Raw genomic sequence first — 24,327 nt, forward strand, 5'->3', positions numbered from 1 at the left:
TATGACCTCGCCGTCGGCGATCGCGTAGAGGCGCTCGACGCGGGCCTTCCTGGCCGCGTAGTCGGGGTCACGCGAGGCTTTCCAGGTCTTCACGCGTTGAAAAGAGACGCCTTCCTCGCGGAGCAGGATGCGCAGGCCCTCGTGGCTGATGTTCGTCGACCACCCCCTCGGCGACCAGGAAGTCGGTCAGCTTGACCGGACTCCAGGTCGAGAACGACAGGCCGTGCTCGACCGGCCTGGTCTTGGCGATCTTCTTGATCTCCCGGCGTTCGGGCAGGGGGAAGGTCCTCGGCCGGCCGCCCTTGTACTTCGGATGGAGCGAGTCGAAGCCGTCGGCGTTGAAGTCGTGGATCACGTCCCGGACCCGGTCCGCGCTGGTGAACGTCACCTCGGCGACCTTCGCCACGGGCATGCCCTGCGCGGACAGCAGCACCATATGGGCCCGCCGCCAGGTCACCACCGAACCGGTGCCCCTGCGGATAATCCGCAGTAACCGCCTGCCCTCCTCGTCGTCGATCTCCCGGACCCGCACGCGCTCAGCCACGTGATCATTCTGGCCGCCCGCGGCCACCCCGCACGGCAAGACAACGCATCATCACGGGGCGAACGTTGCTTGATGCGGCACTGGCGGGTGACCTCAGTCGGAGATGTGCCGTTGGTCGGTGGTCGTCCGGGTCCGGAGATTCCGCTGATCGGTCGGTGCGTGGTTGTTTCGCCTCGGGGGCCGACGGGGACCCGGACGCCGTCGGCGCGCCGAAGCTCCGCCTGGCGGGCCGGCGGCAAATGACCGTTCCATCTGATCCAGGTGAACGGTCCGCAGAGACGTGCCGGAGCCACGGACCCCGTCTTAGCACTTCCGAGAGTCAGGCTCTTTGCGCCCTCTCCATCACCGCCATGCCGCGACATCAAGGGAAGTCATCATGAAGGCAGCGGTATACGAAGGACCGCGAACGGTCACCGTGAAGGACGTACCGGACGCGAAGATCGAACACCCCTGCGACATCATCGTCAAGATCACCACCACGAACATCTGCGGTTCGGACCTGCACATGTATGAGGGCCGCACCTCGTTCGACTCCGGCCGCACCCTGGGACACGAGAACATGGGCCAGGTGGTGGAGGTCGGCTCGGCCGTCCGCAAGGTCCAGGTGGGCGAGTATGTGGTCCTGCCCTTCAACATCGCCTGCGGCTTCTGCAAGCAGTGCGAGCAGGGTCTGACCAACTACTGCCTGACCATGCAGCCGGACCCGGCCCTCGCCGGAGCCGCCTACGGATTCGCCGACATGGGCCCCTATCAGGGCGGCCAGGCGGAACTGCTGCGCGTGCCCTACGGCGACTTCAACGCGCTGCGTCTGGGCGAGGACGCCGCCGAGCGGCAGACCGACTACGTGATGCTCGCCGACATCTTCCCCACCGGGTATCACGCCACCGAGATGGCCCATGTCAAACCGGGTGACCAGACGATCGTCTTCGGGGCCGGTCCGGTCGGGCTGATGGCGACCTACTCCGCCCTCCTCAAGGGCGCCGGCCGCGTCTGGACGGCCGACCACCAGCCCGACCGGCTGCGCAAGGCGGAGGAGATCGGGGCCATCCCGATCAACACCGCCGAGCAGAACCCGGCGGAGGTCGTCAAGGAGGCCACCCTCGGCCTGGGCGCCGACAACGGCTGCGAATGCGTCGGCTACCAGGCACACGACCCCCAGGGACACGAGAACGCCAGCCTCACGCTCAACGGCCTGATCGACTCGGTCAGGTTCACCGGCGACATCGGCGTGGTGGGCGTGTTCCTGCCCCAGGACCCCGGCGGCGCGGAGGCCCAGGGCGAGCTGGAAGCCCAGGGCAAGGTCCCGATCGACTTCGGCATGATGTGGTTCAAGGGCCAGCACATGGGCACGGGGCAGGCGCCGGTGAAGAAGTACAACCGGGCGCTGCGGGACCTGATCGCCGGCGGGAAGGCGAAGCCGAGCTTCGTCGTCTCCCACGAGCTCAGCCTGGACGAGGCCCCCACCGCCTACGAGCACTTCGACGCCCGTGACGAGGGCTGGACCAAGGTCGTCCTGCATCCCAACGGGCACGGCAACGGCCACAAGCGGTAAGAGACCCGGGGCCGCCGTGTCCTCTGTTTCCCCTGGACCGGTCCGGTCCCCTGTTTCCCCTGGACCGGTCCGGGGGACGGGTGGCGATCTGTCCGTCCTCCGGACGGGGCCGGGGCAATCGCCGCGCTCCGGCCGGACCTGAACCAACAACGGTTGCCCGCGCTTCGGCCTGGAGGACGGACGGCGGACGCAGCAGTGTCCGCAGTGGCAGCACCCCTTCCAGCGGCTGCGGCCGCCAGCCAGCCAGCGGGTCATGTGGGAGGCTTCCTTGCCCGACGATGGCCGCACCTCAACCAGGCCGACGCGACGCGGCAGGGCATTCCGGCCGGGCGGACACCCGTGACGTGGCTGCGGGCTTTCGGGGAGGTCGTGCGATCCGGGCTCAAGATCGAGGAGACGCGGCTGGAGCCCCTGCTCGCGCTGCGTGCGGCCGCTGGGGTGGCGCTCGTCATCGGGCCGGCGCTGTGGCTGGTCTCCCCCGCGTATGCCGCGTCCGCCGCCCTCGGCGCCTACTCCGCGGGTGGGGCCACCTTCCAGCGCAGCTGGCGTCCACGCAAGGTGATCGCGCTCGGCGCGGGCGCGGGTCTGGCGCTCAGCACCTTCGTGGGCTACCTGGCGGCGGGGCGACTCGTGACGTTCCTGCCGCTGCTGGCCGTATGGGCCTTTGCCGCGGGAATGGCGTGGGCCGCCGGATCGACCGCTGGGATCGTCGCAGCGACGACCGTGGGCAGCATGCTGGTGACCATCACCTTGCCCACGAGCATCGGGCGAGCCCTGGAGCACGCCGGGGTCATCGCACTCGGGGGCGTGACGCAGGCCGTGCTGATCTTGCTGTTCCCGATCCGGCGTTGGGGAGCGCATCGTGACGCGCTCGCCGACGCCCTGGCCGCCGTGGCGGACTACGCCCGCCGGTTGCGGCACGACCCGACCGCCCCGTTCGACCCGGAGCCGTTGATGACGGCCCGGGACGCGGCTGCCGTGACGCCGTCGCAAGCCCGCACCCGTCCCCCCGTCCTGCACGGCCCCCGGGGACTCGCCGAGCGCATTCGGCCGGTGGTCGCGGCGCTCGCCGACCCGGACGTGGGCGCCCCGGCGGAGGGACCCGGGCGGGATCGCGCGCGGGAGCTGCTCGACGCGGCCGCCGACGTCCTGGATGCGGTCGCCCGTTCGATCCGCTGCGGCACTCCCGCCGAGGTGCGGCCCGAGAGCACGGACGTCCTGCGCGTCGACGAGGAGCACGAGGTGCTGGAGGGCCCCGCGCGGCAAGCCGCCAAGCGACTCGTGGAACTGCTCGGCGAGGCGTTGGAGATCGCCGGGAGCGGCTGCGCGCCCGGGAGGACGCCCACGCCGTCCGGCCCCGCCGGCGCCGAGTTCCTGGTGCGCCCGACAATGCTCCGGCTGGTCCCGGTCGTCGTCCGGGCGGTCCGCCGTGAGCTCCGCCAGGACTCGCCCGTGTTCCGGCACGCCGTCCGCCTGGCGGCGGTGGCCACGCTCGGCTATCTGATCGCCGCCCGGCTGCCCCTGGGCCACGGCTACTGGGCGCCCATCGCCTCGGTGATGGTGATGCGGCCGGACTTCCACCAGACGTACGCGCGTGCGGTGGCCCGTCTCGCCGGGACCCTGGCGGGGGTCGCACTCGCCACCGGCATGGTGCGGGCCCTGGGCCCGGACGCCCATGTGTTCGGCGCCCTGGCGGTGGTCTCGGCGGGCCTGTCGTACACGCTGAACCGTACCGGCTACGCCTACTCCCAGTGCTTCACCGCCGCGTACGTCGTCTTCCTGCTCGGCATGGGCGGCCAGGCATGGGAGCAGACAGTCCCGGAGCGAGTGGTGCTCACCGCGCTCGGCGGGGCCCTGGCAATGCTGGCGTACGTGGTGTTCCCCGCATGGGAGACACCCCGGCTGCCGGGCCGGCTCGCGGACTGGCTCGCCGCCAACGGCCGCTACGCGGCCGCAGTGCTCCGCGACTACGCCGAACCGACCCGGGAGCATCACGCCGACATGCGCAGGGCACTGCTGGCGAGCAGGGAAGCACGTGCCGCCTGGCAGGGGGCATACGAACAGGCAAGGCAGGAACCGGTCCGCCCCAGGGGTCTGACGTCGCGCGAGGCGCGGGAGGCGCAGGAGGCGCTCAAGAGGTTCGGCCGGGTGGCGATGCTCATGGAGAGCCACGTCCCGCGGGCCGACAGCCGTGTCGTCCCCGAGGCGGAGCGGTTCGCCGAGGCCCTGGAGACGGACACCGAGAAGGCAGCAGTGGCCTTGCGCGAGCACAGGAATCCGGACTGGGGACACGTGGAGGAGGCGCTCCACGCGTGGGAGGGCGCCGCCGGGGACCGGAGCCCGGTCGTGCGGCGCGAGGCGGAACTGCAGAAGCAAGCCTTGGAGGACCTCGCGACAGCCGTGAGTCGCACACCCCTGGAACGGGACGTCGGATCTGCTCGCGAGGAGCAGCGAGTGCGGGCGGCCGCGGCGGCGGAAGGTGACGGTCAGGAGCCGCGCACCAGAGTGCGTGACGAAGTCGGCGACGGGGAGCGCCCCGCCTCCTGGAGCGGGAAATAGTCTCCCGGCCGCGTCGAGCGCTGCCACACGTACACTGCTGTCGCCATCACGAGGATCAGCCCCGCCACGATGAGCAGTTCGACCCCCTCGACGTTCCACCGGAAGGACTTCTCCGCCTCGGTCGTCACGATGAGCACCCTGCGGATGCCGGCAATCAGGCCGACGACGAGGAACGGCTCCGCGTCGAGGGTCTGGTTCCTGATGGTGAGGCGAACGGTGTGGAGGAGCTCGGCCACGATGGACAGCACCAGGCTGCTGTCCAGGGCGGAGCGAACAGCTGTCGGCCGATCCCGCCGCGGACCGGGCAGGCGCCGACCACCAGTGTCGTCGCACCACTTCGTCGCCGCTCCCTTCGCCGGGATCGTGCCGGCCCAGACGGTGCTGTGTGCCACCCTGCTCGGGCGTGGCGCAGTGCTGCCTGCGGGCGGCGTCCTTCACCGCGGGGCGGGGAGGTGACCCGGGCCGTTCGGATCATGGCATGGCGGGCCCGGCCTTCCGCCGGGCCCGCCACGTCGGCTCCCCCTCGGAGCCGGACCGCGTCCTGCCGTCAGCGCTGCAGGGTCAGCAGACCCGGACGGTAGGGCAGGAGGCCGTAGTCGCCGCCGGAGTTGGGGCTGCGTCCCTGGTAGAGCAACTGCAGATTGCAGGCATCGACGGGCATGGTCTGATCGGGGCCGGTGCGGATCAGTTCGCCGTGGCTGATGTCGTTGGTCCAGGTGGCGCCACTGTTGACCTTGCCGGCGAAGGGATTGCTCTCGGTCGCGGCCTGGGGTGTCCAGGAGCCGTTCAGACTGGTGGCCGTGAACGAGCGGAAGTACCGGCCCTGCGAGCCGATCGCCTCGACGATCATGAGGTAGCGGTTCTGGCCCTGCAGCTTGTAGACCTGCGGAGCTTCGAACAGGTTGTTCGTCGTATCGCTCATGATCACTGTCGAGGTGGAGCCGAAGCTGCCCGGGAAGTTCCCGATCGGCATGCCGGCCCGGTAGATCTTGCCGTTGTCGCCGGCGAAGAACAGGTACATGTTCGTGCCGTCACCGATGAGTGTCTGGTCGATGGGACCCGTTCCGGAGCCGGAGATGCTTCCGGAGAAGAGCACCTGCTCGGACGACCAGCCGTTCGGGTCGGTGGGGTCGCTCGACGTCCGGTAGGAGAAGGCGGTCCCGCCCCACTGGTAGGCGAGCACCCAGATGTTCTTCGGCGCGAAGTAGAAGAGCGTGGGTGCGACGGTCGAGCTGGACATCGTGTTCTGGCCGGCCGAGGCCATCTCCGACCAGTTGGTGAACAGGCCGAAGTTCATCGAACCCCACCTCGTCCCCGTGTCGTGCGTGGTGGCGTAGACGAGTTGTCTGCCGTTGTAGGGGGCGACGGTGAAGTCCTTGAGCGAGACCCACCCCTGCTTGGGCTGCGCCAGCGCGCCCGTCGACGTCCAGCGGTAGGTCGACGGGAGATCACACGAGCCGGGGGTGTCGGCGCCGACCTTGACGAGCTGCCACTGCTGGTTGGTGCCGCCCCAGTCGTCGTACTGGACGATGTTCGCGTTGTCGGCGGTGGAGGCGCCCTGTACTTCGAGGGCCTTGTTGCTGTGGCGCGAGATGAGCCTCACGTAGCCGTCCGAGCTGTCGGCCAGCCGCCACTGCTGGTTGGTGCCGTTCAGGTCGGTCCACTGGACGATCGAGCCGCCGTTCGCGGTGGACCAGTTGTAGACGTCCAGTGCCTTGCCCGAGTGGCGGGACTTGATGCGGTAGTAGCCGTCTCCGGAATCGACGAACTGCCACTGCTGCTGGTTCTGGTCGTTCCTGGTCCACTGGGTGATGCGGGCGCCGTCGTTGGTCGCCATGTTGTAGACGTCCAGGGCTTTGCCGCTGTTGCGGTTGACCAGCACGTACGAGGCGTTGGGGTCTATGGTCGCGGCCTCGGCGGGCTGGGCACCGAGGAAGGTGGCCAGCAGCAGCAAGGGCGCAAGGACGCCGAGTAAGCGTCTTGGGCGGACCGGGGACGGGTGGCGAAGCCACATCAGAGGGCCTCCTTGGGGTTGGGTACCGCCGATGAACCGCGGAGCGGCAGCCGTGCCGGGGGTAGGATTCGAAAGTTTCGCGGTGATCTCGGGTCTGTGACGCCACAAGCTAGGAAGGCGAGGCCCTTCGGTCAAGGTCTGTCGTCGATCTGTCCGCAAACAGTTCCTCCCTCCGGGGCGCGAGAGGCCCTGGCCTCGACGGGAAACTCCCAGGTGGTTCGCGATGGCGGCTCTCCGGTCCAGGGTTCGCCCGTCTTGACGGAGCTTCGAAAGTTTCGAGATGAAATCGGAAACTTTTCTGTCGCAAGGATTGACGAGTCACCGTCAACCCTCAATCATCTGTCTGGCAAACCGACCGTGGTCCGAGATATCGAACAATGTGGGTTCTGGGCAGACCGTGCCGTACCGCAGAGCCGCGCACGGCTGCCCGACGGATCCGCGCGCCAAAGCACCTGCGTCACCCCGCTTTTCGTCCCGGTGAGGCTCGCACCGACGCATCCCGGCTCTCCGCGCGGTCGGAGAGGGATGCGACGCCGCGTGACGGCCTCCCGGCTGAGCCGCGATGGGAGTACCCCCATGCCTGTGTCGAAAGACCGCTGCCGCCCGGCGTACGTCACTCGGCGGCCGACCGGGCCCGTCCGTGCCGGTCGAGATCCTCCCGGGGCCCATGAGCGCCGTGTCCGGTGATCCCGTTATTCCTACCTTGGAGGCACAGCCATGGGCTCATATGTCCTTCCCGGACCCGTTGTCCGGCGGAAGGTCCGCGTTCTGCTGCTGGCGCTGGTCGCCGGTGTCCTGGGTGTGGTCGCCGCGCTGGTCGCGCCGCCGCCCGCTCGGGCCGCCGAGAACACGCTCGGCGCCGCGGCGGCGCAGAGCGGCCGCTACTTCGGCGTCGCCATCGCCGCGAACAGGCTGAGCGACTCGACGTACGCGACGATCGCGGCCCGTGAGTTCAACTCGGTGACGGCCGAGAACGAGATGAAGATCGACGCCACCGAACCGCAGCGGGGCCAGTTCAGCTTCACCGCCGCCGACCGCGTCTACAACTGGGCGGTACAGAACGGCAAGAAGGTGCGCGGCCACACCCTGGCCTGGCACTCCCAGCAGCCCAGCTGGATGCAGAGCCTCAACGGCAGCACGCTGCGCCAGGCGATGATCGACCACATCAACGGCGTGATGAGCCACTACAAGGGCAAGATCGCGCAGTGGGACGTCGTGAACGAGGCTTTCGCCGACGGAAGTTCGGGAGCCCGGCGCGACTCCAACCTGCAGCGCACCGGCAACGACTGGATCGAGGTCGCCTTCCGCACCGCGCGCGCCGCCGACCCGTCCGCCAAGCTCTGCTACAACGACTACAACGTCGAGGACTGGACCTGGGCCAAGACCCAGGCCGTGTACGCCATGGTGCGGGACTTCAAGCAGCGCGGCGTGCCGATCGACTGCGTCGGCTTCCAGTCACACTTCAACAGTGGCAGCCCCTACAACAGCAACTTCCGCACCACCCTGCAGAACTTCGCCGCCCTCGGCGTCGACGTGGCCGTCACCGAACTCGACATCCAGGGTGCCCCGGCCTCGACCTACGCCAACGTGGTCAACGACTGCCTGGCCGTCTCGCGCTGCCTCGGCGTCACCGTCTGGGGTGTGCGCGACAGCGACTCCTGGCGATCGGAGCAGACGCCGCTGCTGTTCAACAACGACGGCAGCAAGAAGTCTGCCTACACCGCCGTCCTCAACGCACTCAACGGCGGCTCCACCACGCCGCCCGCGGACGGCGGAACGATCAAGGGCGTCGGTTCGGGCCGCTGCCTGGACGTGCCCGGCAGCAGCACCACCGACGGCACCCAGGTCCAGCTGTGGGACTGTCACAACGGCACCAACCAGCAGTGGACGTACACCGACGCCGGTGAGCTCAGGGTCTACGGCAACAAGTGCCTGGACGCCGCCGGCACCGGCAACGGCGCCAAGGTCCAGATCTACAGTTGCTGGGGCGGAGACAACCAGAAGTGGCGCCTCAATTCCGACGGATCCGTTGTCGGCGTCCAGTCCGGCCTCTGCCTCGACGCCGTCGGGGGCGGCACCGCCAACGGCACCCTGGTCCAGCTCTACTCCTGCTCGAACGGCAACAACCAACGCTGGACCCGCGCCTGACCGGGCCTGCACGAAGACATCGCCTGTGATCGCGAGGGTCGCCGCCGTGGTGGCGGCGACCCTCGCGGCCGGCCCGGCCGACGAAGGGTGTCTGCGGATGGGCATAGGCGTTGGCCCGGAACTCCCGCCACAACGCCGGGGCCTGGGGTCGGCCGACGCGGTGCGGCCGTCTGCCTCAGCGAACATTTCGGCGCCTGACCGAGCTCTGCTCAGCCGTTCCGCTCGCCCCGGACAACCTCCTGCACACCGGCCCCCTGGACGCGTTCGACAAGACGCAGGCCGGCATCAACCAGATTGACACAGGGCAGTGTGGTCAGGATCGTGCGGGGCCGGCGAGAAGAACCACAAGAGGGTCAGCGGCAAGGCGCTGACGTGCCTGGAAGAGATGGACCCGGACTGTACTGGGGCTGATGCGCAGTTGCTGCGCCATATGGGCTGTCGGCGCGCCGAGTGTCCACAGCCAGGTGACCTGCCGCATGCGACGGGGGAGCCTGTTGAGTGCTTCGGCCAGTCCGCTGTTGCGGAAGCCTTCGACGACCACCTCTTCGGAGCTTCGCTCGGCCTCGTTGCTGTCCAGGGGTTCTCCGGAACGAGCGGAATACGGGGGCGTTCGGCGGCCGTCACGGTGGTGCGCGGGTGCGTCCGCGGTCGGTCATGAACCCAGACGGTCATGAACCCAGACGGGTGCGCAGCCCAGGTTGGAGGAGAGCGCCGTGGGCGGTGACCATGTCGTCGCACAGACGCCAGATGTCCTCGACCGGCAGGGCCGCCGCCGTGGCTGGGTCGGTCATTGCCGCGTGCCTGATGTGCCGCGGGTCGTCCTCAACGGCCGCCCGCACCACCAGGTCGTTCGCGCTCAGATAAGTGCGGTTGAGCGCCGCGAGCTGAGGCGGGAGGGAGCCGACGCGGGTGGGCTGGACGCCCAGCGGGTCCACCAGACACGGCACCTCGACGGTGCCGTGCGCAGGCAGATTGTCGATGAGGCCCCGGTTGGGGACGTTGCCGTAGACCGTGCGCGGGGTGCCGGTCACCATGCTGTGGATGATCTGCGGTGCGTACTCCATCGTCCCCTCGACGGCGACCGGCGTCCCGGCGGCCAGCGCGTCGCGGGTACGCTCGTAGGTGGCGACGTTCTCGTCGACGATCTTGAGGTACTGGCCGATCGGCAGCCGCAGTCGTTCGACCTCGCTGTCGTGGTGCAGATACCAGGGAAGGTACTCGGAGGAGTGCTCGCTGGTCTCCGTGGGGTAGTAGCCGAGCCGGCGGTACATGTCGACCCGGACCCTGCGGCGCAACTGGTCGTCGGAGGAGATCAGTTCGTCCAGCTTCGGGTAGAGGCTCCGGCCCTGGTGCTCGAAGCGCAGCACCCACGCTTGATGGTTGACGCCCGCAGCGTGGTAGCTGATCTCCTCGTAGGGCACCTTGACAAGGTCCGCGAGGTCGCGCATCGTCCAGTACACCGAGTGGCACAAACCCACCACCCGGGTCAGGCCGGTGGCCTGCGTCAGGTACTGGACGTTCATGGCCATGGGGTTGGTGTAGTTCAGCAGCCAGGCCTGCGGGCAGACCTCGGCGATGTCCCGCCCCAGATCCTTCAGGAACGGGAACGTGCGCAGGGCGCGGAAGATGCCTCCGATGCCGAGGGTGTCGCCGATGGTCTGGCGTACGCCGTAGCGGGCCGGTACCTCGAAGTCGGTCCGGGTGGCCTCGACCATGCCGATCTGCACGATGTTGATGACGAAGTCGGCGTCGGTCAGGGCTTTGCGGCGGTCGGTGTCCGCGGTGACGTCCGGCGTGGCGCCGAGGACGTCGGCGATGCGGACGGCGGCCGCGTGCGCGGTGGCCAGACGCTCGGTGTCGATGTCGTGCAGCGCGACGTGCGCGGACTTCAGTTCGGGGAACGCGAGGAGGTCGGCGAGCAGTCCCTGGGTGAAGACGACGCTGCCTGCGCCGAGGAGGACGATCTTGGGGGCGGTGGTCATACCGGGCATTCCTCGGTCTCGGAAGGGCGGGCGAGGGCTTCATCCCGCGTGGGCTGTGCGGTCATGCCGTCGTGGGCACGGGTGGAGGTGGCTTCGCGGACCGCGCCGAAACGAACCGCTCTGGTGAGGGGCGTTGCGTCGAGCGGACCGACGGTGATGTCAGGGTCGGTGTCACCGGTGTCGAGCAGCCCGAAGGTGTGCGGCACTGAGTTGTTCCTGCCTGGGTGGTGTGTCGGGTGACGAGTGGGATCAGCCTTTGAGACCGGTCGAGGTGATCGACTGGATGAACGCCTTCTGCGCGCCGAGGAAGGCGAGCAGGACCGGCAGCACGGTGATGACGTTCCCGGCCATCACGGCTGCCCACTGTGTGTGGTGCTGTCCCTGGAAGGTCGTGAGGCCGAGCTGGAGCGTGTACTGGGTGTCGTGGTTGATGGCGATCAGTGGCCAGGTCAGGTCGTTCCAGGTGCTGAGGAACGTCAGGACGGCCACCGTGCTGAGGGCCGGCCGGGACAGCGGCAGTACGATCCGCCACAGCACGTGAAGCCGTGAGCAGCCGTCGATCCAGGCGGCCTCCTCCATTTCGCGGGGCAGCGAGAGGAAGAACTGCCGCAGGAGGAACACCGAGAACGGCGTGACGAGGGACGGCACGATCAGCGCGCCGAGCGTGTCGATGAGGCCGAGCTGCTTCATCACCAGGAACGTGGGGATCATCGTCAGCTGGAACGGGATCGCCATCGTCGCCAGCATCAGGCCGAGCAGCAGCCGGGAGCCGGCGAACCGCATCCGGGCGAACGCGTAGCCGCCCAGGGTGCCGAGCACGAGGTTCGCGGTCACCGTGACGAGGCTGACGAGCAACGAGTTGGCGAACCAGCGGGGGAACATCGCGTTGCCGAGCACGTAGCGGTAGCCGCCCAGGTCCAGACGGGAGGGCCACAGAGCCGGCGGGAAGCGGTTGATCTCCGCGTTGCTCATCACCGAGCTGAGCACCAGCCAGATGAGCGGTACCGCGAACAGCAGCGCCATCGGCGCGAGCAGCAGGTGCCAGGGGCTGAACGGCAGCCGTCGGCGTCGCCGGCGGGTGTCGGGCCGGACGGTCGGGGCGGCCTGCGCGGCTTCGGCCGGAGCGGAGAGGGCGGTCATGCGGTGGCTCCCTGGAGTCGGCGGCGGGCGATCTGGAAGATCAGGCCGATCAGGCCCAGGGCCGCGGCCAGAACATACGCGGAGGCAGCGCCGTACCCCGCGGTGGCGTTCTTGAACGCCTGCTCCCAGATGAAGTAGACGATCACCGTGGTGGATCCGAGGGGTCCGCCCTTGGTGGTGACGTACACGAGGTCGAACGTCTGGAGGGCCTCGATGGTCTGCCACAGCAGCAGGAACACCGAGACGGGCCGGAGCGTGGGCAGGGTGACGTGCCGCAGGATCCGGAAGCGGCCGGCGCCGTCCAGCCGGGCCGCCTCGATCAGCGAGGCGGGCACGTCCTGCAGCGCCGCGAGGTAGATGACCATGCAGAAGCCGGTACCGCTCCACAGACTGATCGCGACCAGCACGGGCAGCGCCTGGGACGGATCGTTGAGGAAGCCCTGCGACGGGATCCCGAGGTGGTGCAGTACCGCGTTGGCCGCGCCGAACTGCGGGTCCAGGATGAACGAGAACAGCACGCCCTGCGCGGCGGAGGAGACCACGAACGGGACGAAGAACAGGGTGCGGTAGAGCCCGACGAAACGGAGGTGCCGGTTCAGGGCGAGGGCGAGCAGCAGCCCCACCGCCATACTCGCCGGCACGTACAGCCCGGTGTAGAGCAGGGTGTTGTGCACGGCCTGGCTGAAGTGGGGGTCCTGGGCGAGGGCGCGGTAGTTGTCCAGGCCCACCCAGCGGCTCGGGGTGACGAGGTCGTCGGCCTGGAAGGACAGCAGCAGCGACCAGACGATGGGCACCACGCTGAGACCGAGGATGATCAGGACCGCGGGCGATACGAACGTCCAGGCCATCGCGGACTCGGCGGCCCGTCTGCGGCGCTGGGCGCGCCGGTTGTCCGGGGGCCGGGGCAGAGTGATCGGGGTGGGCACTCGGGACACGGCGGATCTCCTCAGCGGGGTATGAGCAGTGCGGCGTTGGCGTCGGCGGCGCAGGAGCGCAGTGCCTGGGCGGGACTGCTCCGGCCCAGCAGCACGGCGACGACGGCCTGTCCGAGGGCCTGCGAGATCTGCGGGTAGGCGGCGTGCACGGGGCGCACGCGGGCCGAGTCCAGTGCCTTGGTGAACACGTCCAGGCCCTCGGTGTCGTTCTCCTGGTGCTGCCAGGCGGGCAGGTCGCGGGTGCGGCGGCTGAGCGGGAGACTGCCCGCGTCGATGTCCCAGCGCACGTCCTGAGCGGGCTGCATCAGCCAGCTGACGAAGGTCTTGGCTGCCTTCGTGCGGGCGGCGCCGTTGTCGAACACCGTCCAGGTGTCGGGTCCGCTGATGGTCACCGGCCGGCCGGAGAAGGTGGGCAGCGGGACGACGTGATAGTCGATCTTCGCCTGCCGGATGTCGGGGAGCTGCCAGGGTCCGGTGACGGCCATGCCCATCCGGTCGGAAAGGAAGACCTGGTACATCTGTTCGCTGCCCGGCTTCGGGTCGACGTAGACGCTCCTGTCCCGGGCGAGGGCGGCCACCACCTCCAGGGCGCGGGTCCCGGCGTCGCCGCCGAACCCGATGCGCTTGCCGTCGTCGGCGACGACGTCCCCGCCCAGATCCCAGATCATGGGCCACATGCGCCAGACGGTGTCCTCGTCGCCGACGCCCGGCCAGCCGGTGCCGAATCGGCCGCGGCCGACGTCGGTGAGCGCCTTGGCGGTGGCGACGAAGTCGTCCCAGTGCCAGTCCGCTTCGGGCAGCGGCAGTCCGGCCTGCTGGAAGAGCTTCCGGTTGCAGACCACCGCGAGCGAGTCCAGCAGCGCGGGCGCGGCGCGTACCTGGCCGTTGACGGTCACGGCCTGGCGCGCCGGGAGCCAGTAGTTCGTCCAGGGCGTGCCGGCGTGCCCGACCATGTCGGTGAGGTCGGCGACCTGAGGGCTGTGGGCGACGCTCGCCAGGTCGGAGCCGAAGACGTAGGCGATGTCCGGGTAGGAGCCGGCGGCGAGGGCCGCGGTCACCTTCTGGAGCATCGCGTCGGCGAGCACCCCGCCGCCCAGCTCCACCCGGATGCGGGGGTGGCTCCGCATGAACGAGTCGGTCAGGGATTCCATGGCCTTCTTGCCGGTGTCGGTCTGCCCGTGCCACATCTCGATCGTCACGGTGCCGTCGGCACTCACGCCGTCGTCGCCGCCCGCCGCGCAGCCGGAGGCCCACAGGCCCGCGGCCGCCGTGGTGGCCAGAGCGGCGCCGGTGCGCAGCACGGCGCGCCGTCGGGGCTGTGCGCTGCGGGTGAGCGCGGACATGGGTACCTCCCGTGCGGAGTTGCGGGACATGCGCAGTGCGTCAGGGATGCGTTCGGTGTACGGCGTTCCGGTCGCGGCGACGGCGGGTGGTCCCGGCGGGCCCGGCCGGCCGGCCGGTGCCGGTCCCGGACAGCCGGAACGCCGTGGGCCGGTGCTCAGGGCCGGGCGCGGAGCGGGACGGGCGGCCGGGTGCGGGCGCCGGGCGACCGGAGGGGGCGGCCCGCACGTGAGGCGCAACCGACCGTGGTCGTCGTGGCTCGCCGTCCGCGGGGAGTCGCATGGATTCGGATCATGTCCAGGCCCCAGAACATGGTGGGTACGTCCCCGCCTCGGACCCCGAGGTGGTCCTGGCGACTCAGTCCGGACTCCTGGCGCGTGGTCAGCTACCGGCTGGGCGTACCTCTGCTGCCGAGTGCTTCGACTACGGCGTTGACCAGGAGTTAAGCGATGGTGCCAGGAAGCTGTCAAGAGGGAGGCGATGATTGGATGTGCGTGAAACGCCGAGGAAACCTGCATGATTGAGCACCAGGCGATGCCGGCCTGTGACGGCTCACCGAGCCGTCACAGGCCGGCACGCGGTTCAGGGCGCGCCTGAGGTCGTGATCAGTGCGGGATGCGCCTCGGCGGGTCCTGCGGACGTCCTAGCAGGTCTTGCGGACGTATCCACTGCTGCCGGCCGGTGAGACGTCCACGTCGCGCTGGACGATGCTCAGCGTGCCGCCCCACCCCCTGCACGCCTTCGACTTGCCGGAGTTGGTGTACTCGATCACGATCACGTTGTTGCCGAAGGCGCTGGTGTAGTCGCCGCACTCGTCGTACTGGCCGCACTCCTCGGCCACGGCGAAGTCGAGGCCGTTGGCGGTGCGGTTGCCGGCCAGCTCGGGGGTGTTCTTCTGGGCGATGGCCAGACCGTCCGCGTGGGCGCGGGCGGAGAGCAGCTTGATGAACGCCTGTGCGTTGTTCGCCGTCAGGCGGCCTCCGGAGCGGGTGTAGCTGTCGTAGTTGTCGGGCTCGACGGCCTGGAAGCCCTTGTCCCGGCAGCCGTCGATCTGGGATCCGATCTGGCTGGCGATCCGCTGGCGCTTGGCGTCCGTGCCGACGTCGAGGAGTGCCTCGCCCCAGTCCTTGTCGTAGACGACCTTGCCCGCGGAGTCGCGCAGCAACAGGTCCGACGCCCACTCGCCCTCGGCACCCGGTTGCGCCTGGAAGGCGTTCACGTAGCAGATGTTGTACAGGCCGGCGGCCGGGGAGGCGGTGTGGTCACGGGTGACGACCCTGACGCCTGCGGGCGGCGTGTAGGCGCCGCCGATCTGGTAGTCGAAGCCCGCGTGCGTGGGCGGCAGGGACACCGTCGCCGCCTGCGTCGAGGGCGCCCCGACGAACAGAGCGCCGGTCAGCGCGGCCGCGCCGATGACCGTGCCGGTGAGTTTGACAGTGGTGGTGTTGAGGTGGCTCATGTCGTGAGCTCCAGAGGAAGCGGGCACGTCCCCGCCTCGGACGAGTGGGGTGTCCTGGCGACTCGGGCCGGGCTTGCGGCGCGGGGCCTGCATACCGGCTGGGCGTGCCTCTGAACGCGGAGCGTGGCTCCGGTGTAGTCCGGGAGTAAAGCGATCGCCTGTGTCCATGTCAATGGGTTGCGAAGTCCCTTGTTTCCCACGGCAGTTGGATGCTCGCGTGGTGAGACGCGACAGCCGGCGGCCAGGCGTGGCAGAGAGTGGGCGGCGCGTCGACGACGCGTCCCGGCGGAGAAAGAATGCTCGAAACTGCTTATTACAAGCGTTGATTGAGCACCTTCGAGCATCTAAGGTCGTCGGTGTAACGGTCGATCGGGGAGTGCGGTGCCGGCCCCGGGCGATTCGTGACGCGTCTCTGCCGGCCACCGCCCACCCTCCCGGCACCGCGGCCGACCCTCCGACAGGCCCAGGACATCCAGGCGTCGGCCGTGTCTCCCTGTCCGCGACGAAGGGATGCCTCATGACCAACCGGCCGGCCGCGCGGGAACTGCGCGTCGGTGTCGTAGGCACCGGCCAGCGAGCCGGGCTGGCCGTCCTGGCCCAGCGGCCCGGCTCGGCCCGCGTGGTCTCCTGCGCGGATACGTCCGAGCGCGGACGCACGGACGCCCGGAAGCTCTTCGGGCCCGACGTCCACGTCCACGAGCGCTACGAGGACATGCTCACGGACGACCTCGACGCCGTCTTCGTCCTCACTCCGGACGACCTGCACACCGCGCCGGCCCTGTACTTCCTCGAAGCCGGCGTCGCCGTGTTAGCCGAGAAGCCGCTGGCCGTCGACCTCGACGACTGCGACCGCGTCCTGGCCGCCGCGGCCCGCACCGGCACCCGGCTCTACGTCGGACACAACCTCCGCCACCTGCCGGTCCTGCGCACCATGCGCGGGCTCGTCGACGAAGGGGCGATCGGAACCGTGCGGGCGGTGTGGTGCCGGCACTTCGTCGGCCACGGCGGCGAATACTACTTCAAGGACTGGCACGCCGAACCGGCCCGCACCACCAGCCTGTTGCTGCAAAAGGGCGCACACGACCTGGACGCGATCCACTGGCTCGCGGGCGGCTACCGGGGTTTATTCGCAGTGCACCGGGCTTCAGCCCGGTGGTGAAGCGAATCTGAGAACTGCTCTGACCTCGGCTATGTGTACGGATCCGCACTGTTCACTTCAGCCCGGGTCAGTGCGGCTGGTTCTGCCGCTCGATGTACTGCTTCACGATGCTGAGAGGCGCGCAGCCGACCGAGCCGGCGAAGTACGAGCCGCACCAGACGCGCTGTGCCCGCCAGTAGTGGCGGACGAGGTCGGGGAACACCTGGCGGGGTCTGCGCGAGGACACGCCTTTGAGGGAGTTCACCAGTCTGGACACGGCGACCTTCGGCGGGAAGTTCACGAGCAGGTGGACATGGTTGGCCTCGCCGTTGAACTCGACCAGTCCGCCTCGAAGTCCTCGCACACGGCCCGCATGATCTCCTCGCAGCGCGTCAGGTGCCGGTCGGCGAAGACGGAGTGCCGGTATTTCGGCACGAAAACCAAGTGGACATGTATGCGGAAGGCACAGTGGCGGCCGGTGCGAACGTTCTCATCGATACCCATAGACCAACTGTGTAGCGTGATCAGTGTGCAGCTTCGGTACAGCTTCCGCCTGTACCCGAGTGCCAGTCAGCGCATGGCGTTGGCACGGGCGTTCGGGTGCGCGCGGGTGGTCTACAACGACGCGCTCCGCGTTCGGGAGAGCGCCCGCAGCCAGGGGCTGCCGTTCCCGAAGACCGGGGACCTGTCGAAGCAGCTCATCACCGAGGCGAAGAAGACCCCGCAACGAGCGTGGCTCGGCGAGGTCTCCGCCGTTGTCCTGCAGCAGTCCCTGCGCGACCTGGACACCGCCTACCGGAACTACTTTGACGGCCTGAAAGGCAAGCGCCTCCGTATGGGCGCACCCCGGTACAAATCGAAGCGGGACACCCGGCAGGCCGTCCGTTTCACCGCGAATGCCCGCTGGTCCATCACGCCGGGCGGGAAGCTGCGCCTGCCGAAGACCGGCGACCTGAAGGTCAAGTGGTCGAGGGCGCTGCCGTCGACACCGTCCACGGTGACGGTGGTCAAGGACAGTGCGGGCCGGTACTTCGCGAGCTTCGTCGTGGAGACGGACGCCTCCGAGGTGCTGCCGCAGACGACGCCCGAGGTGGGCATCGACCTCGGGCTCGGACACTTCGCGGTCCTCTCCGACGGCCGGAAGATCGACAGCCCGCGCTTCCTGCGCCGGGCCGAGAAACGCCTGAAGAAGGCGCAGCGGGACCTGTCCCGCAAGCAGAAGGGCTCCAGCAATCGGGCCCAGTCCAGGGTGAAGGTCGCCCGCGCGCACGCGCGGGTCGCCGACGCGCGACGCGAGTTCCACCACCAGCTCTCGGCAAGGGTCATCCGCGAGAACCAAGCGGTTGCCGTCGAGGACCTGGCGGTGAAGGGACTCGCCCGCACGCGCCTGGCCAAGTCCGTCCACGACGCCGGATGGTCCGCGTTCGTGAGCATGCTGGAGTACAAGGCCGCCCGGTACGGGCGCACCTTCGTGAAGATCGGCCGGTTCGAGCCGACCTCACAGGTGTGCTCCGCATGCGGCGTCAAGGACGGACCCAAGCCGCTGAACGTCCGCGTATGGACGTGCTCGGCATGCGGGACCGTCCTCGACCGGGACGCCAACGCGGCGGTCAACGTCGCCAAGGCCGCCGGACTGGCGGTGACAGCCTGTGGAGCGCAGGTCAGACGGGCACCCGTGTCCGCACAGCGCGGCGAAGCAGGAACCCACCCGAAGCCCTCACCTGTCGGGTGGGAGCAGGCGGGAATGCTCGGCCTTTGGGCCGGGGAGGATGTCAACAGCAGTGCCACTTCACACCCGACTGCTGGCGCAGCTACACCATCATCGGCGACGAGGGCCGGATCGAGAATCTCGGGGACGGCGTCGAAGGCGATGCCCCGTCGATCAAGGTGTGGAACCGGCGCCGTTCCGGCTACCGGCCGAAGGCCGATCTGACCGTTCTCCCCACCGAGGCGGTGGACGGCGCGCACGGCGGTGCGGATCAGTCACTCGTCGACGAGTTCCTGCGCTTCGTCGCGTACGGAGGCTCGACCGAGTCATCGCCCGTCGCCGCCCGCGAGGCCGTCGCGACCGGCATCGCGGCCACCACGTCCCTGCGCTCGGGGGGCACCCCGGTCGACGTCCCCGCCCTCGCCCCGCACCTGGCCGACTACTTCGCACGCCACCAGCCGGGTTCCCGCGACCCGGTCTCCCGGATCGCCTGAATCCTCCTACGCGTGTCACATCCAGGACACGGTGCGGCGAAGGCGAGTCACTGAGGCGGCCTCGACCGCCAGCCGGGGATGTTCTCGAAATGCACGTCGTAGCGGTCCTGTTCGGGGATCAGCGACGCGAATTCCGCCTCACCGCGGCTGATGGCCGCCAACTGCTCGAAGTAGCCGAACCGTTCGATGCCGGGGCTGAGTACGACGACCATGTCGGCCACGGTGTCCTCGGCCGCGCCGAACACGTGGGGGAGGTGGGGTGGTATCACGACGAGACCGCCCTTTCCCACCGTGGTCAGCGTGTCGCCCAGGCGGAAGAGGACCGACCCATCGAGTACGTAGAACAGCTCGTGGGAGAGCTTGTGGTGGTGCGGTGGAGCTCCGTCCGCGCCGGTCCCCAGTGTCAGCCGGCTGGCGCTGACCGCGCCTCCGTCGGCGAGCAGTTCGAACGCGCCGTTCTTGAGCAGCGCCCCGGTCGCGTCGCCGGGTTGCACCACCAGGGAAGGGTTCGTGGAGTTCACGGTGGTTCCTTCGGTCTGGAATCAGGGAGGGGTACGAGAGGGCGTTCGCGCTTGCCGGGTCAGCGCGAGGCGGGAAAGCCCAGGTCCGGGCCGGCCGCGACCTGCGCGGGCTCGGGCCAGCGGCTCGTGATGACCTTGCCGCGGGTGTAGAAGTGCACTGCTTCGCTGCCGTACATGCGGTGGTCGCCGAAGGCTGAGTCCTTCCAGCCGCCGAAGGAGTGGTAGCCCACTGGCACCGGCATCGGCACGTTCACGCCGACCATGCCGGTCTCGACCTCCAGCTGGAACCGGCGGGCGGCGCCCCCGTCCCGGGTGAAGATCGAGCTGGCGTTGCCGAACGGCGAGCCGTTGACGATGCGCAGGGCGTCCTCATAGGTCGCGGCGCGGACCACGCACAGCACGGGGCCGAAGATTTCGTTGCGGTAGGCGTCCGAGTCGGTGGCGACCCTGTCGAGCAGCGAGAGGCCCATCCAGAACCCGTTCTCGAAGCCGTCGACGGTGAAGTCTCTTCCGTCGAGCACCACATCGGCTCCCTGGGCGGCCGCGCCCGCGACGTAGTCCGCGACCTCGTCGCGGTGCGCCTTGGTGACCAGGGGGCCCATCTCGGACGCCGGGTCACTGCCCGGGCCGATCGTGACCTTCCTGGCTCGGTCGGCGATCCGCGACACCAGTTCGTCGCCCGTCGACCCGACCGCGACCACCACGGAGACGGCCATGCAGCGCTGACCCGCGGAGCCGTAGGCCGCGGTGACGGCCGCTTCCGCGGCGGCGTCGAGGTCGGCGTCCGGCAGTACCAGCATGTGGTTCTTGGCCCCGCCCAGCGCCTGAACCCGCATACCGGCCGCGGATGCCCTGGTGTAGACGTGACGGGCGACCGGCGTGGAACCCACGAACGACACAGCCGCCACGTCGGGGTGGTCGAGCAGCGCGTTCACCGCGGTCTCGTCGCCGTGCACGATGTTGAGCACGCCGTCGGGCAGACCGGCCTCGGCCGCGAGCTCGGCGAGCAGCATGGACGCGGACGGGGCCTTGCTGCTGGGCTTGTGGACGAACGTGTTCCCACAGGCGATCGCCATCGGGAACATCCACATGCTGATCATCGCGGGGAAGTTGAACGGGGAGAAGCCGACGATCACACCGAGCGGCTGGCGAATGGAGGCCACGTCAACACGGCTCGACACCTCGGTCGACATGTCGCCCTTGAGCGCCGTGCCGAGTCCACAGGCCAGTTCGACGATCTCCAGCCCACGGGCCACCTCGCCCAGCGCGTCCGCGTGAACCTTGCCCTGCTCGGCGGTGATCAGCGCCGCGAGGTCGTCGCGGCGTGCGTGCAGCAACTCGCGGTAGCGGAAGAGGACGGCGGTCCGCTGAGCGAGCGACGACCTGCTCCAGGTCGTGTAGGCGTCCTTCGCCGCGGCGACCGCGGCGTCGACCTCGTCGGCACCGGCCAGCGCGACCTGGGCGGTCACCTCACCGGTCGCGGGGTCGGTCACCGAGCCCCAGGTGCCGGAATCAGGGGCAGCGGCGTCGAAGGGCCTGCCCCCGATCCAATGGGTGACGGTCTTCATCGGCGGAACTCCTCGAAGCTGACTGCGGCGGCTGCTGAGGCCCATGTCCTTCACCTCAGGTGCCTCGACCTCGGCCGGGCTGTCCGCGGTCCTGTCAGGGATCCACTGCCCACGCCCGGCGGAGCGGGGCTGCTGACATCGAAGCTACGTCGCGGATCGGCCCGTTCCCGCGCTTCGGGGACCCCTGGCCCGAAGTGCCTGTGTCGGGTCCCGAACTGTCGTGGGGCAGGTCACTCGGAAGTCGTTCCAGGGGTGGCGGTGAAGGCCGCGGAGCGCCGGGCAGCGGCTCGGCGGTCGGGACGGTGCCGGTGGCCGTCAGTGAGCGAGCATCGTGAGCGTGGTGTGTACGGTCGCCGCTACGGCGTCGCGGGCCGGACCCAAATACTTGCGCGGGTCGGTCAATGCGGGCAGTGAGTCCAGTGTGTCGCGCACGACGCGGGTCAGGGACATGTTGAGCGCCGTCCCTATGTTGATCTTCACGATGCCGGCGCGGACCGCGGAACGGAGTTCGCCGTCCGGGACTCCGGAGGAGCCGTGCAGCACCAGGGGGACCGGAACCGCTTCTCGGAGCCGTTCGATGAGCGCCTGGTCCAGCGTCGCCGACCGTTCGGTCATGGCGTGGCTGCTGCCCACCGCGACCGCGAGGGCGTCCACGCCGGTGCGCGCCGCGTAGTCGGCGGCTTCCGCCGGGTCGGTGCGTACACCCGCGGCATGCGCGCTCGCGGGGGCGTCCGGCTTGCCTCCCACATAGCCCAGTTCGGCTTCCAGCCAGAGCCCCGCGTCGTGAGCCCAGCGCGCCGCCGAAGCGGTGGCGGCGACGTTCTCGGCGTAGGGCAGGGCCCCGGCGTCGAACATCACGGAGGAGAAACCGCAGTCGGCCGCCTGGTGCAGCAGCTCCACGTCGGTCACGTGGTCGAGGTGGAGTGCGATCTCGACCGTGCTGGACCGGGCCATCGAGGCGGCCGCCAGAGCGAGCGGACGGAGCTGGCCCCTGTGATACCGCACGGCGTTCTCGCTGATCTGCAGGATCACCGGTCGTTCGGCCGCTTCGGCGCCGGTGATGATGCCCTCGGCATGCTCCAGGGTGATGACGTTGAAGGCGGTGACGCTACGGCGTTCGGTCGCGGCGTGGGCGACCAGCTCGCCGGTGGGGGCCAGAGGCATGTGTGTGCTCCTCGCGCGGGGGCTGTCTGAACCTGCGATGTCCGTGTGCGGTGGTTCGGATCAGGCCGGCCTGCGCGGGCCTGGCGTGATCCGAACCACCGGAGAGCGGGGGTCTACGGGCCCGTCAGCGGCGCCGACTGAACCCGGGGTTCGGGGGTCTCTTCGCGCTTCTCGTCGGCGTACACCATCAGAGTGGATCCGCCGAGGGCGAGGACGATGCCGATCGTCCCCCATATCGTGGGCAGCGTCTGGTAGATGACCAGCGACAGCACGATGGTGAGGACGGGCGCCAGGGCGTTGGTGATCGGTGCGACGACGCTGGCCTTGCCGCGGCTCAGCGCCATGACGAGGAACAGCGCCCCCACGGCGTTGAGGACCTGGGTACCGGCGGCGAGTGCCGGAGCCTGCCACGGGGCGTCGGGCAGCCCGCCCATCATGAGGACGGCCACGGGGACGAGCAGCAGGCCGCTGATGGTCATCCACCCGAACGTGGTGGCGTCGTTGACGTCGGCGAGGGCGGCCTTGCGCATGAAGAACGCCTGGGCGCCCCAGGCCACGCAGATGAGGATGGACAGCAGCAGCCAGGACCCGGTGCCGGCCGAGCCGTGGTCGCCCGCGGGGATGCTGATGAGCACGATGGCGATCAGCGCGGCGACCACGCCGATGACGGCCAGTCGTCCGATCCGCTCCCTGAGCATGGCCACGGCCATCAGGACGGTGATCACCGGGGAGAGCGAGACCACCGGGAAGATCAGGTAGGCGGGACCGTTGGACAGCGCCTGGAACAGGAGGAGTTGACCGCCCGCCCCGGTGAGTCCCGCCGCGAGCCCGTAGACCGCGGCGATCGGCCGCCGGTCGAACCGCTCCCGGCGCAGCGCGACGGCTGCCGGCAGCAGCATGGTGAAGGCCCAGATGACGTAGATCATCTCGTTCGGGTAGCCGTACCGTTCGGTGGGCTGGCTCGAGAACGCTCCCCAGACGCCCCAGAACAGGACGAGCAGACCCGCGTACAGGATCCAGTTTCTTTGGTCACGCATGGCGGTTCTCCGTGGTGGTGATCTCCGAGGTGGAGCGCAGGGCGGCGAGCGCTGCGTGGTCGAGTGGGGTTCCGGCGAGTTTCGCCGCGTAGATGGCCGCGCCGACCACCGGTTCGAACAGCGGGTGGCGCAGTTCGTAGCGGGCCGTGCCGTCGCGGAGTTCGGTGGTGAACGCGTCGAGCACGGCGGCCGAGCCGAAGACTCCGCCCGAGTAGGACACGGGGACGGGTTCGGTCGCGGCGAAGCCCAGCCGACGGCGCGCACTGTCCACCAGCAGGGCCAGTTCCTGTCCGGCCTGGGTGAGGACGGCGGCGGCCTGCGTGTCGCCCAGCCCGGCCGCCTCCACCACGAGGGGACTCAGCGAGGCGATCTCGCTGCGGTGCCCCTGCCACCGGTTGAGTACGACGTCGATCACTTCGAGGTCCGTGGTCAGATCGAGATGGCGGCGCAGGAGTTGCGCGAGCGGACCCTCGGGCAGCCGGCCGTCGCTCATCCGGGAGAACACGTTCAGCGCGCGGGCGGCGATCCAGTACGCCGACCCCTCGTCGCTGAACAGTTCGCTCCAGCCTCCGGTGCGCACACCGCGGCCGTTCCGCTCGCCGTAGGTCATCGATCCGGTGCCGCTGATGACGTTGATGCCGTCCACCGCGCCGAGCGATCCGGCCCAGCCGCAGATCATGTCGTTGTCGCACGCGTAGCGCCGGTGGCCCAGCACCTCGCCGGGAACGGCGTCCAGCGCGGCGACGTCGCCGGGCACCTCCCCGTACCCGGGCAGGCCCAGGAACGCGTAGGCGATGTCCGCGGGCGTGATGCCCGCGTCCTGCGTCACGGCCCGGACTCCCTCGCGCAGGACCTGCGCGACGTGCTCGACACCCCCGGTGGCGTTGTCCGCGAAGTAGTAGGCTCCCTCCGCGACCGCCCGGGCCCTGATGGTGCCCGCACCGTCGATGAGGCAGAAGGCCGTCTTGGTGCCTCCGCCGTCCACACCCAGAAACATCGTTGTTCCTCCGCTCGGCTCTGTCT

19 protein-coding genes and 3 pseudogenes are annotated in these 24,327 nt (G+C 69.5%); 6 read left to right on the forward strand and 16 right to left on the reverse strand.

The annotated features are described in order from the left end of the window. Positions 1–544: pseudogene (locus ACZ60B_RS37690) on the reverse strand (helix-turn-helix domain-containing protein); the annotation flags it as partial. 376 nt (positions 545–920) lie between these two features. Between ACZ60B_RS37690 and ACZ60B_RS37695 the strand changes: the two are divergent. Together ACZ60B_RS37695 and ACZ60B_RS37700 are read left to right on the forward strand one after the other, a co-directional pair. Continuing rightward, positions 921–2,096, forward strand: coding sequence for a glutathione-independent formaldehyde dehydrogenase (locus ACZ60B_RS37695; RefSeq protein WP_469395361.1), 1,176 nt, complete (start codon positions 921–923; stop codon positions 2,094–2,096). A gap of 339 nt (positions 2,097–2,435) precedes the next feature. Then, positions 2,436–4,655, forward strand: coding sequence for an FUSC family protein (locus ACZ60B_RS37700; protein WP_469395363.1), 2,220 nt, complete (start codon positions 2,436–2,438; stop codon positions 4,653–4,655). On the opposite strand, the gene ACZ60B_RS37705 is transcribed toward ACZ60B_RS37700, so the two are convergent. After that, a complete protein-coding gene (locus tag ACZ60B_RS37705; RefSeq protein WP_469395365.1) occupies positions 4,583–5,047 on the reverse strand; it encodes a phosphate-starvation-inducible PsiE family protein in 465 nt (154 codons plus the stop codon). The two genes, ACZ60B_RS37700 and ACZ60B_RS37705, sit on opposite strands and share 73 nt — an antisense overlap. A 155-nt stretch (positions 5,048–5,202) precedes the next feature. Next, positions 5,203–6,669, reverse strand: coding sequence for a non-reducing end alpha-L-arabinofuranosidase family hydrolase (locus ACZ60B_RS37710; protein ID WP_469395367.1), 1,467 nt, complete (start codon positions 6,667–6,669; stop codon positions 5,203–5,205). 717 nt (positions 6,670–7,386) lie between these two features. On the opposite strand from ACZ60B_RS37710, the gene ACZ60B_RS37715 reads away from it, so the two are divergent. Then, positions 7,387–8,817, forward strand: coding sequence for an endo-1,4-beta-xylanase (locus tag ACZ60B_RS37715; protein WP_469395369.1), 1,431 nt, complete (start codon positions 7,387–7,389; stop codon positions 8,815–8,817). 313 nt (positions 8,818–9,130) lie between these two features. Here the strand turns inward: ACZ60B_RS37715 and ACZ60B_RS37720 are convergent, their stop codons facing one another. From ACZ60B_RS37720 to ACZ60B_RS37750, 7 genes are all read right to left on the reverse strand, one after another. Beyond that, positions 9,131–9,358 carry a sigma factor-like helix-turn-helix DNA-binding protein gene (locus tag ACZ60B_RS37720; protein ID WP_469395371.1) on the reverse strand — a complete coding sequence of 76 codons (228 nt, stop codon included), beginning with the start codon at positions 9,356–9,358 and terminating at the stop codon, positions 9,131–9,133. A gap of 127 nt (positions 9,359–9,485) precedes the next feature. Beyond that, on the reverse strand, positions 9,486–10,799 hold the full coding sequence (gene melA, locus ACZ60B_RS37725) for an alpha-galactosidase (RefSeq protein WP_469395373.1): 1,314 nt from the start codon (positions 10,797–10,799) through the stop codon (positions 9,486–9,488). Next, a complete protein-coding gene (locus tag ACZ60B_RS37730) occupies positions 10,796–11,005 on the reverse strand; it encodes a hypothetical protein (RefSeq protein WP_469395375.1) in 210 nt (69 codons plus the stop codon). The genes melA and ACZ60B_RS37730 overlap by 4 nt, the downstream gene beginning before the upstream one ends. 43 nt (positions 11,006–11,048) lie before the next feature. Continuing rightward, the gene (locus ACZ60B_RS37735) at positions 11,049–11,939 is read right to left on the reverse strand and encodes a carbohydrate ABC transporter permease (RefSeq protein ID WP_469395377.1); all 891 of its coding nucleotides are present in this window, start codon (positions 11,937–11,939) and stop codon (positions 11,049–11,051) included. Then, positions 11,936–12,874 (reverse strand): carbohydrate ABC transporter permease, encoded by a 939-nt coding sequence (locus tag ACZ60B_RS37740; protein WP_469395379.1) that lies wholly within the window; start codon positions 12,872–12,874, stop codon positions 11,936–11,938. Before ACZ60B_RS37740 ends, ACZ60B_RS37735 begins: the two co-directional genes overlap by 4 nt. 11 nt (positions 12,875–12,885) lie before the next feature. Beyond that, positions 12,886–14,217, reverse strand: coding sequence for an ABC transporter substrate-binding protein (locus ACZ60B_RS37745; RefSeq protein WP_469395381.1), 1,332 nt, complete (start codon positions 14,215–14,217; stop codon positions 12,886–12,888). A 641-nt stretch (positions 14,218–14,858) separates the two neighbouring features. Beyond that, positions 14,859–15,674, reverse strand: coding sequence for an endo alpha-1,4 polygalactosaminidase (locus ACZ60B_RS37750; protein WP_469395383.1), 816 nt, complete (start codon positions 15,672–15,674; stop codon positions 14,859–14,861). A gap of 517 nt (positions 15,675–16,191) precedes the next feature. On the opposite strand from ACZ60B_RS37750, the gene ACZ60B_RS37755 reads away from it, so the two are divergent. Beyond that, positions 16,192–16,833: a Gfo/Idh/MocA family protein gene (locus ACZ60B_RS37755; RefSeq protein WP_469395385.1), complete on the forward strand. Its 642-nt coding sequence runs from the start codon at positions 16,192–16,194 to the stop codon at positions 16,831–16,833. A 67-nt stretch (positions 16,834–16,900) separates the two neighbouring features. On the opposite strand, the pseudogene tnpA reads toward ACZ60B_RS37755, so the two are convergent. After that, a pseudogene (tnpA, locus tag ACZ60B_RS37760) lies at positions 16,901–17,316 on the reverse strand (IS200/IS605 family transposase). Positions 17,317–17,341: 25 nt separating this feature from the next. Here tnpA and ACZ60B_RS37765 point away from each other — a divergent pair. Together ACZ60B_RS37765 and ACZ60B_RS37770 are read left to right on the forward strand one after the other, a co-directional pair. After that, positions 17,342–18,532, forward strand: a pseudogene (locus ACZ60B_RS37765) (RNA-guided endonuclease InsQ/TnpB family protein); the annotation flags it as partial. A gap of 167 nt (positions 18,533–18,699) precedes the next feature. Next, positions 18,700–19,014: a hypothetical protein gene (locus ACZ60B_RS37770; RefSeq protein WP_469395387.1), complete on the forward strand. Its 315-nt coding sequence runs from the start codon at positions 18,700–18,702 to the stop codon at positions 19,012–19,014. A gap of 47 nt (positions 19,015–19,061) precedes the next feature. Here the strand turns inward: ACZ60B_RS37770 and ACZ60B_RS37775 are convergent, their stop codons facing one another. From ACZ60B_RS37775 to ACZ60B_RS37795, 5 genes are all read right to left on the reverse strand, one after another. Then, positions 19,062–19,535, reverse strand: coding sequence for a cupin domain-containing protein (locus ACZ60B_RS37775; RefSeq protein ID WP_469395389.1), 474 nt, complete (start codon positions 19,533–19,535; stop codon positions 19,062–19,064). Between the two features lie 59 nt (positions 19,536–19,594). Continuing rightward, positions 19,595–21,103: a CoA-acylating methylmalonate-semialdehyde dehydrogenase gene (locus ACZ60B_RS37780; protein ID WP_469395391.1), complete on the reverse strand. Its 1,509-nt coding sequence runs from the start codon at positions 21,101–21,103 to the stop codon at positions 19,595–19,597. Positions 21,104–21,418: 315 nt separating this feature from the next. Then, on the reverse strand, positions 21,419–22,267 hold the full coding sequence (locus tag ACZ60B_RS37785; protein WP_469395393.1) for a class II fructose-bisphosphate aldolase: 849 nt from the start codon (positions 22,265–22,267) through the stop codon (positions 21,419–21,421). Between the two features lie 113 nt (positions 22,268–22,380). Beyond that, entirely contained in the window at positions 22,381–23,304 is a 924-nt protein-coding gene (locus ACZ60B_RS37790) for a DMT family transporter (RefSeq protein ID WP_469395395.1), read from the reverse strand. Then, positions 23,297–24,301, reverse strand: a complete 1,005-nt coding sequence (locus ACZ60B_RS37795; RefSeq protein WP_469395397.1) for an N-acetylglucosamine kinase — start codon at positions 24,299–24,301, stop codon at positions 23,297–23,299. The genes ACZ60B_RS37790 and ACZ60B_RS37795 overlap by 8 nt, the downstream gene beginning before the upstream one ends. Between the last annotated feature and the right edge of the window lie 26 nt (positions 24,302–24,327).

It is taken from the genome of Streptomyces sp. NPDC104096 (assembly GCF_055584385.1).

Excerpts from the sequence above, each read along its gene's own strand:
- ACZ60B_RS37695 (WP_469395361.1), top strand. The coding sequence starts at position 921 with ATGAAGGCAGCGGTATACGAAGGACCGCGAACGGTCACCGTGAAGGAC.
- ACZ60B_RS37710 (WP_469395367.1), bottom strand. The coding sequence starts at position 6,669 with ATGTGGCTTCGCCACCCGTCCCCGGTCCGCCCAAGACGCTTACTCGGC.
- ACZ60B_RS37715 (WP_469395369.1), top strand. The coding sequence starts at position 7,387 with ATGGGCTCATATGTCCTTCCCGGACCCGTTGTCCGGCGGAAGGTCCGC.
- melA (WP_469395373.1), bottom strand. The coding sequence starts at position 10,799 with ATGACCACCGCCCCCAAGATCGTCCTCCTCGGCGCAGGCAGCGTCGTC.
- ACZ60B_RS37735 (WP_469395377.1), bottom strand. The coding sequence starts at position 11,939 with ATGACCGCCCTCTCCGCTCCGGCCGAAGCCGCGCAGGCCGCCCCGACC.
- ACZ60B_RS37745 (WP_469395381.1), bottom strand. The coding sequence starts at position 14,217 with ATGTCCGCGCTCACCCGCAGCGCACAGCCCCGACGGCGCGCCGTGCTG.
- ACZ60B_RS37750 (WP_469395383.1), bottom strand. The coding sequence starts at position 15,674 with ATGAGCCACCTCAACACCACCACTGTCAAACTCACCGGCACGGTCATC.
- ACZ60B_RS37755 (WP_469395385.1), top strand. The coding sequence starts at position 16,192 with ATGACCAACCGGCCGGCCGCGCGGGAACTGCGCGTCGGTGTCGTAGGC.
- ACZ60B_RS37780 (WP_469395391.1), bottom strand. The coding sequence starts at position 21,103 with ATGAAGACCGTCACCCATTGGATCGGGGGCAGGCCCTTCGACGCCGCT.
- ACZ60B_RS37785 (WP_469395393.1), bottom strand. The coding sequence starts at position 22,267 with ATGCCTCTGGCCCCCACCGGCGAGCTGGTCGCCCACGCCGCGACCGAA.
- ACZ60B_RS37790 (WP_469395395.1), bottom strand. The coding sequence starts at position 23,304 with ATGCGTGACCAAAGAAACTGGATCCTGTACGCGGGTCTGCTCGTCCTG.
- ACZ60B_RS37795 (WP_469395397.1), bottom strand. The coding sequence starts at position 24,301 with ATGTTTCTGGGTGTGGACGGCGGAGGCACCAAGACGGCCTTCTGCCTC.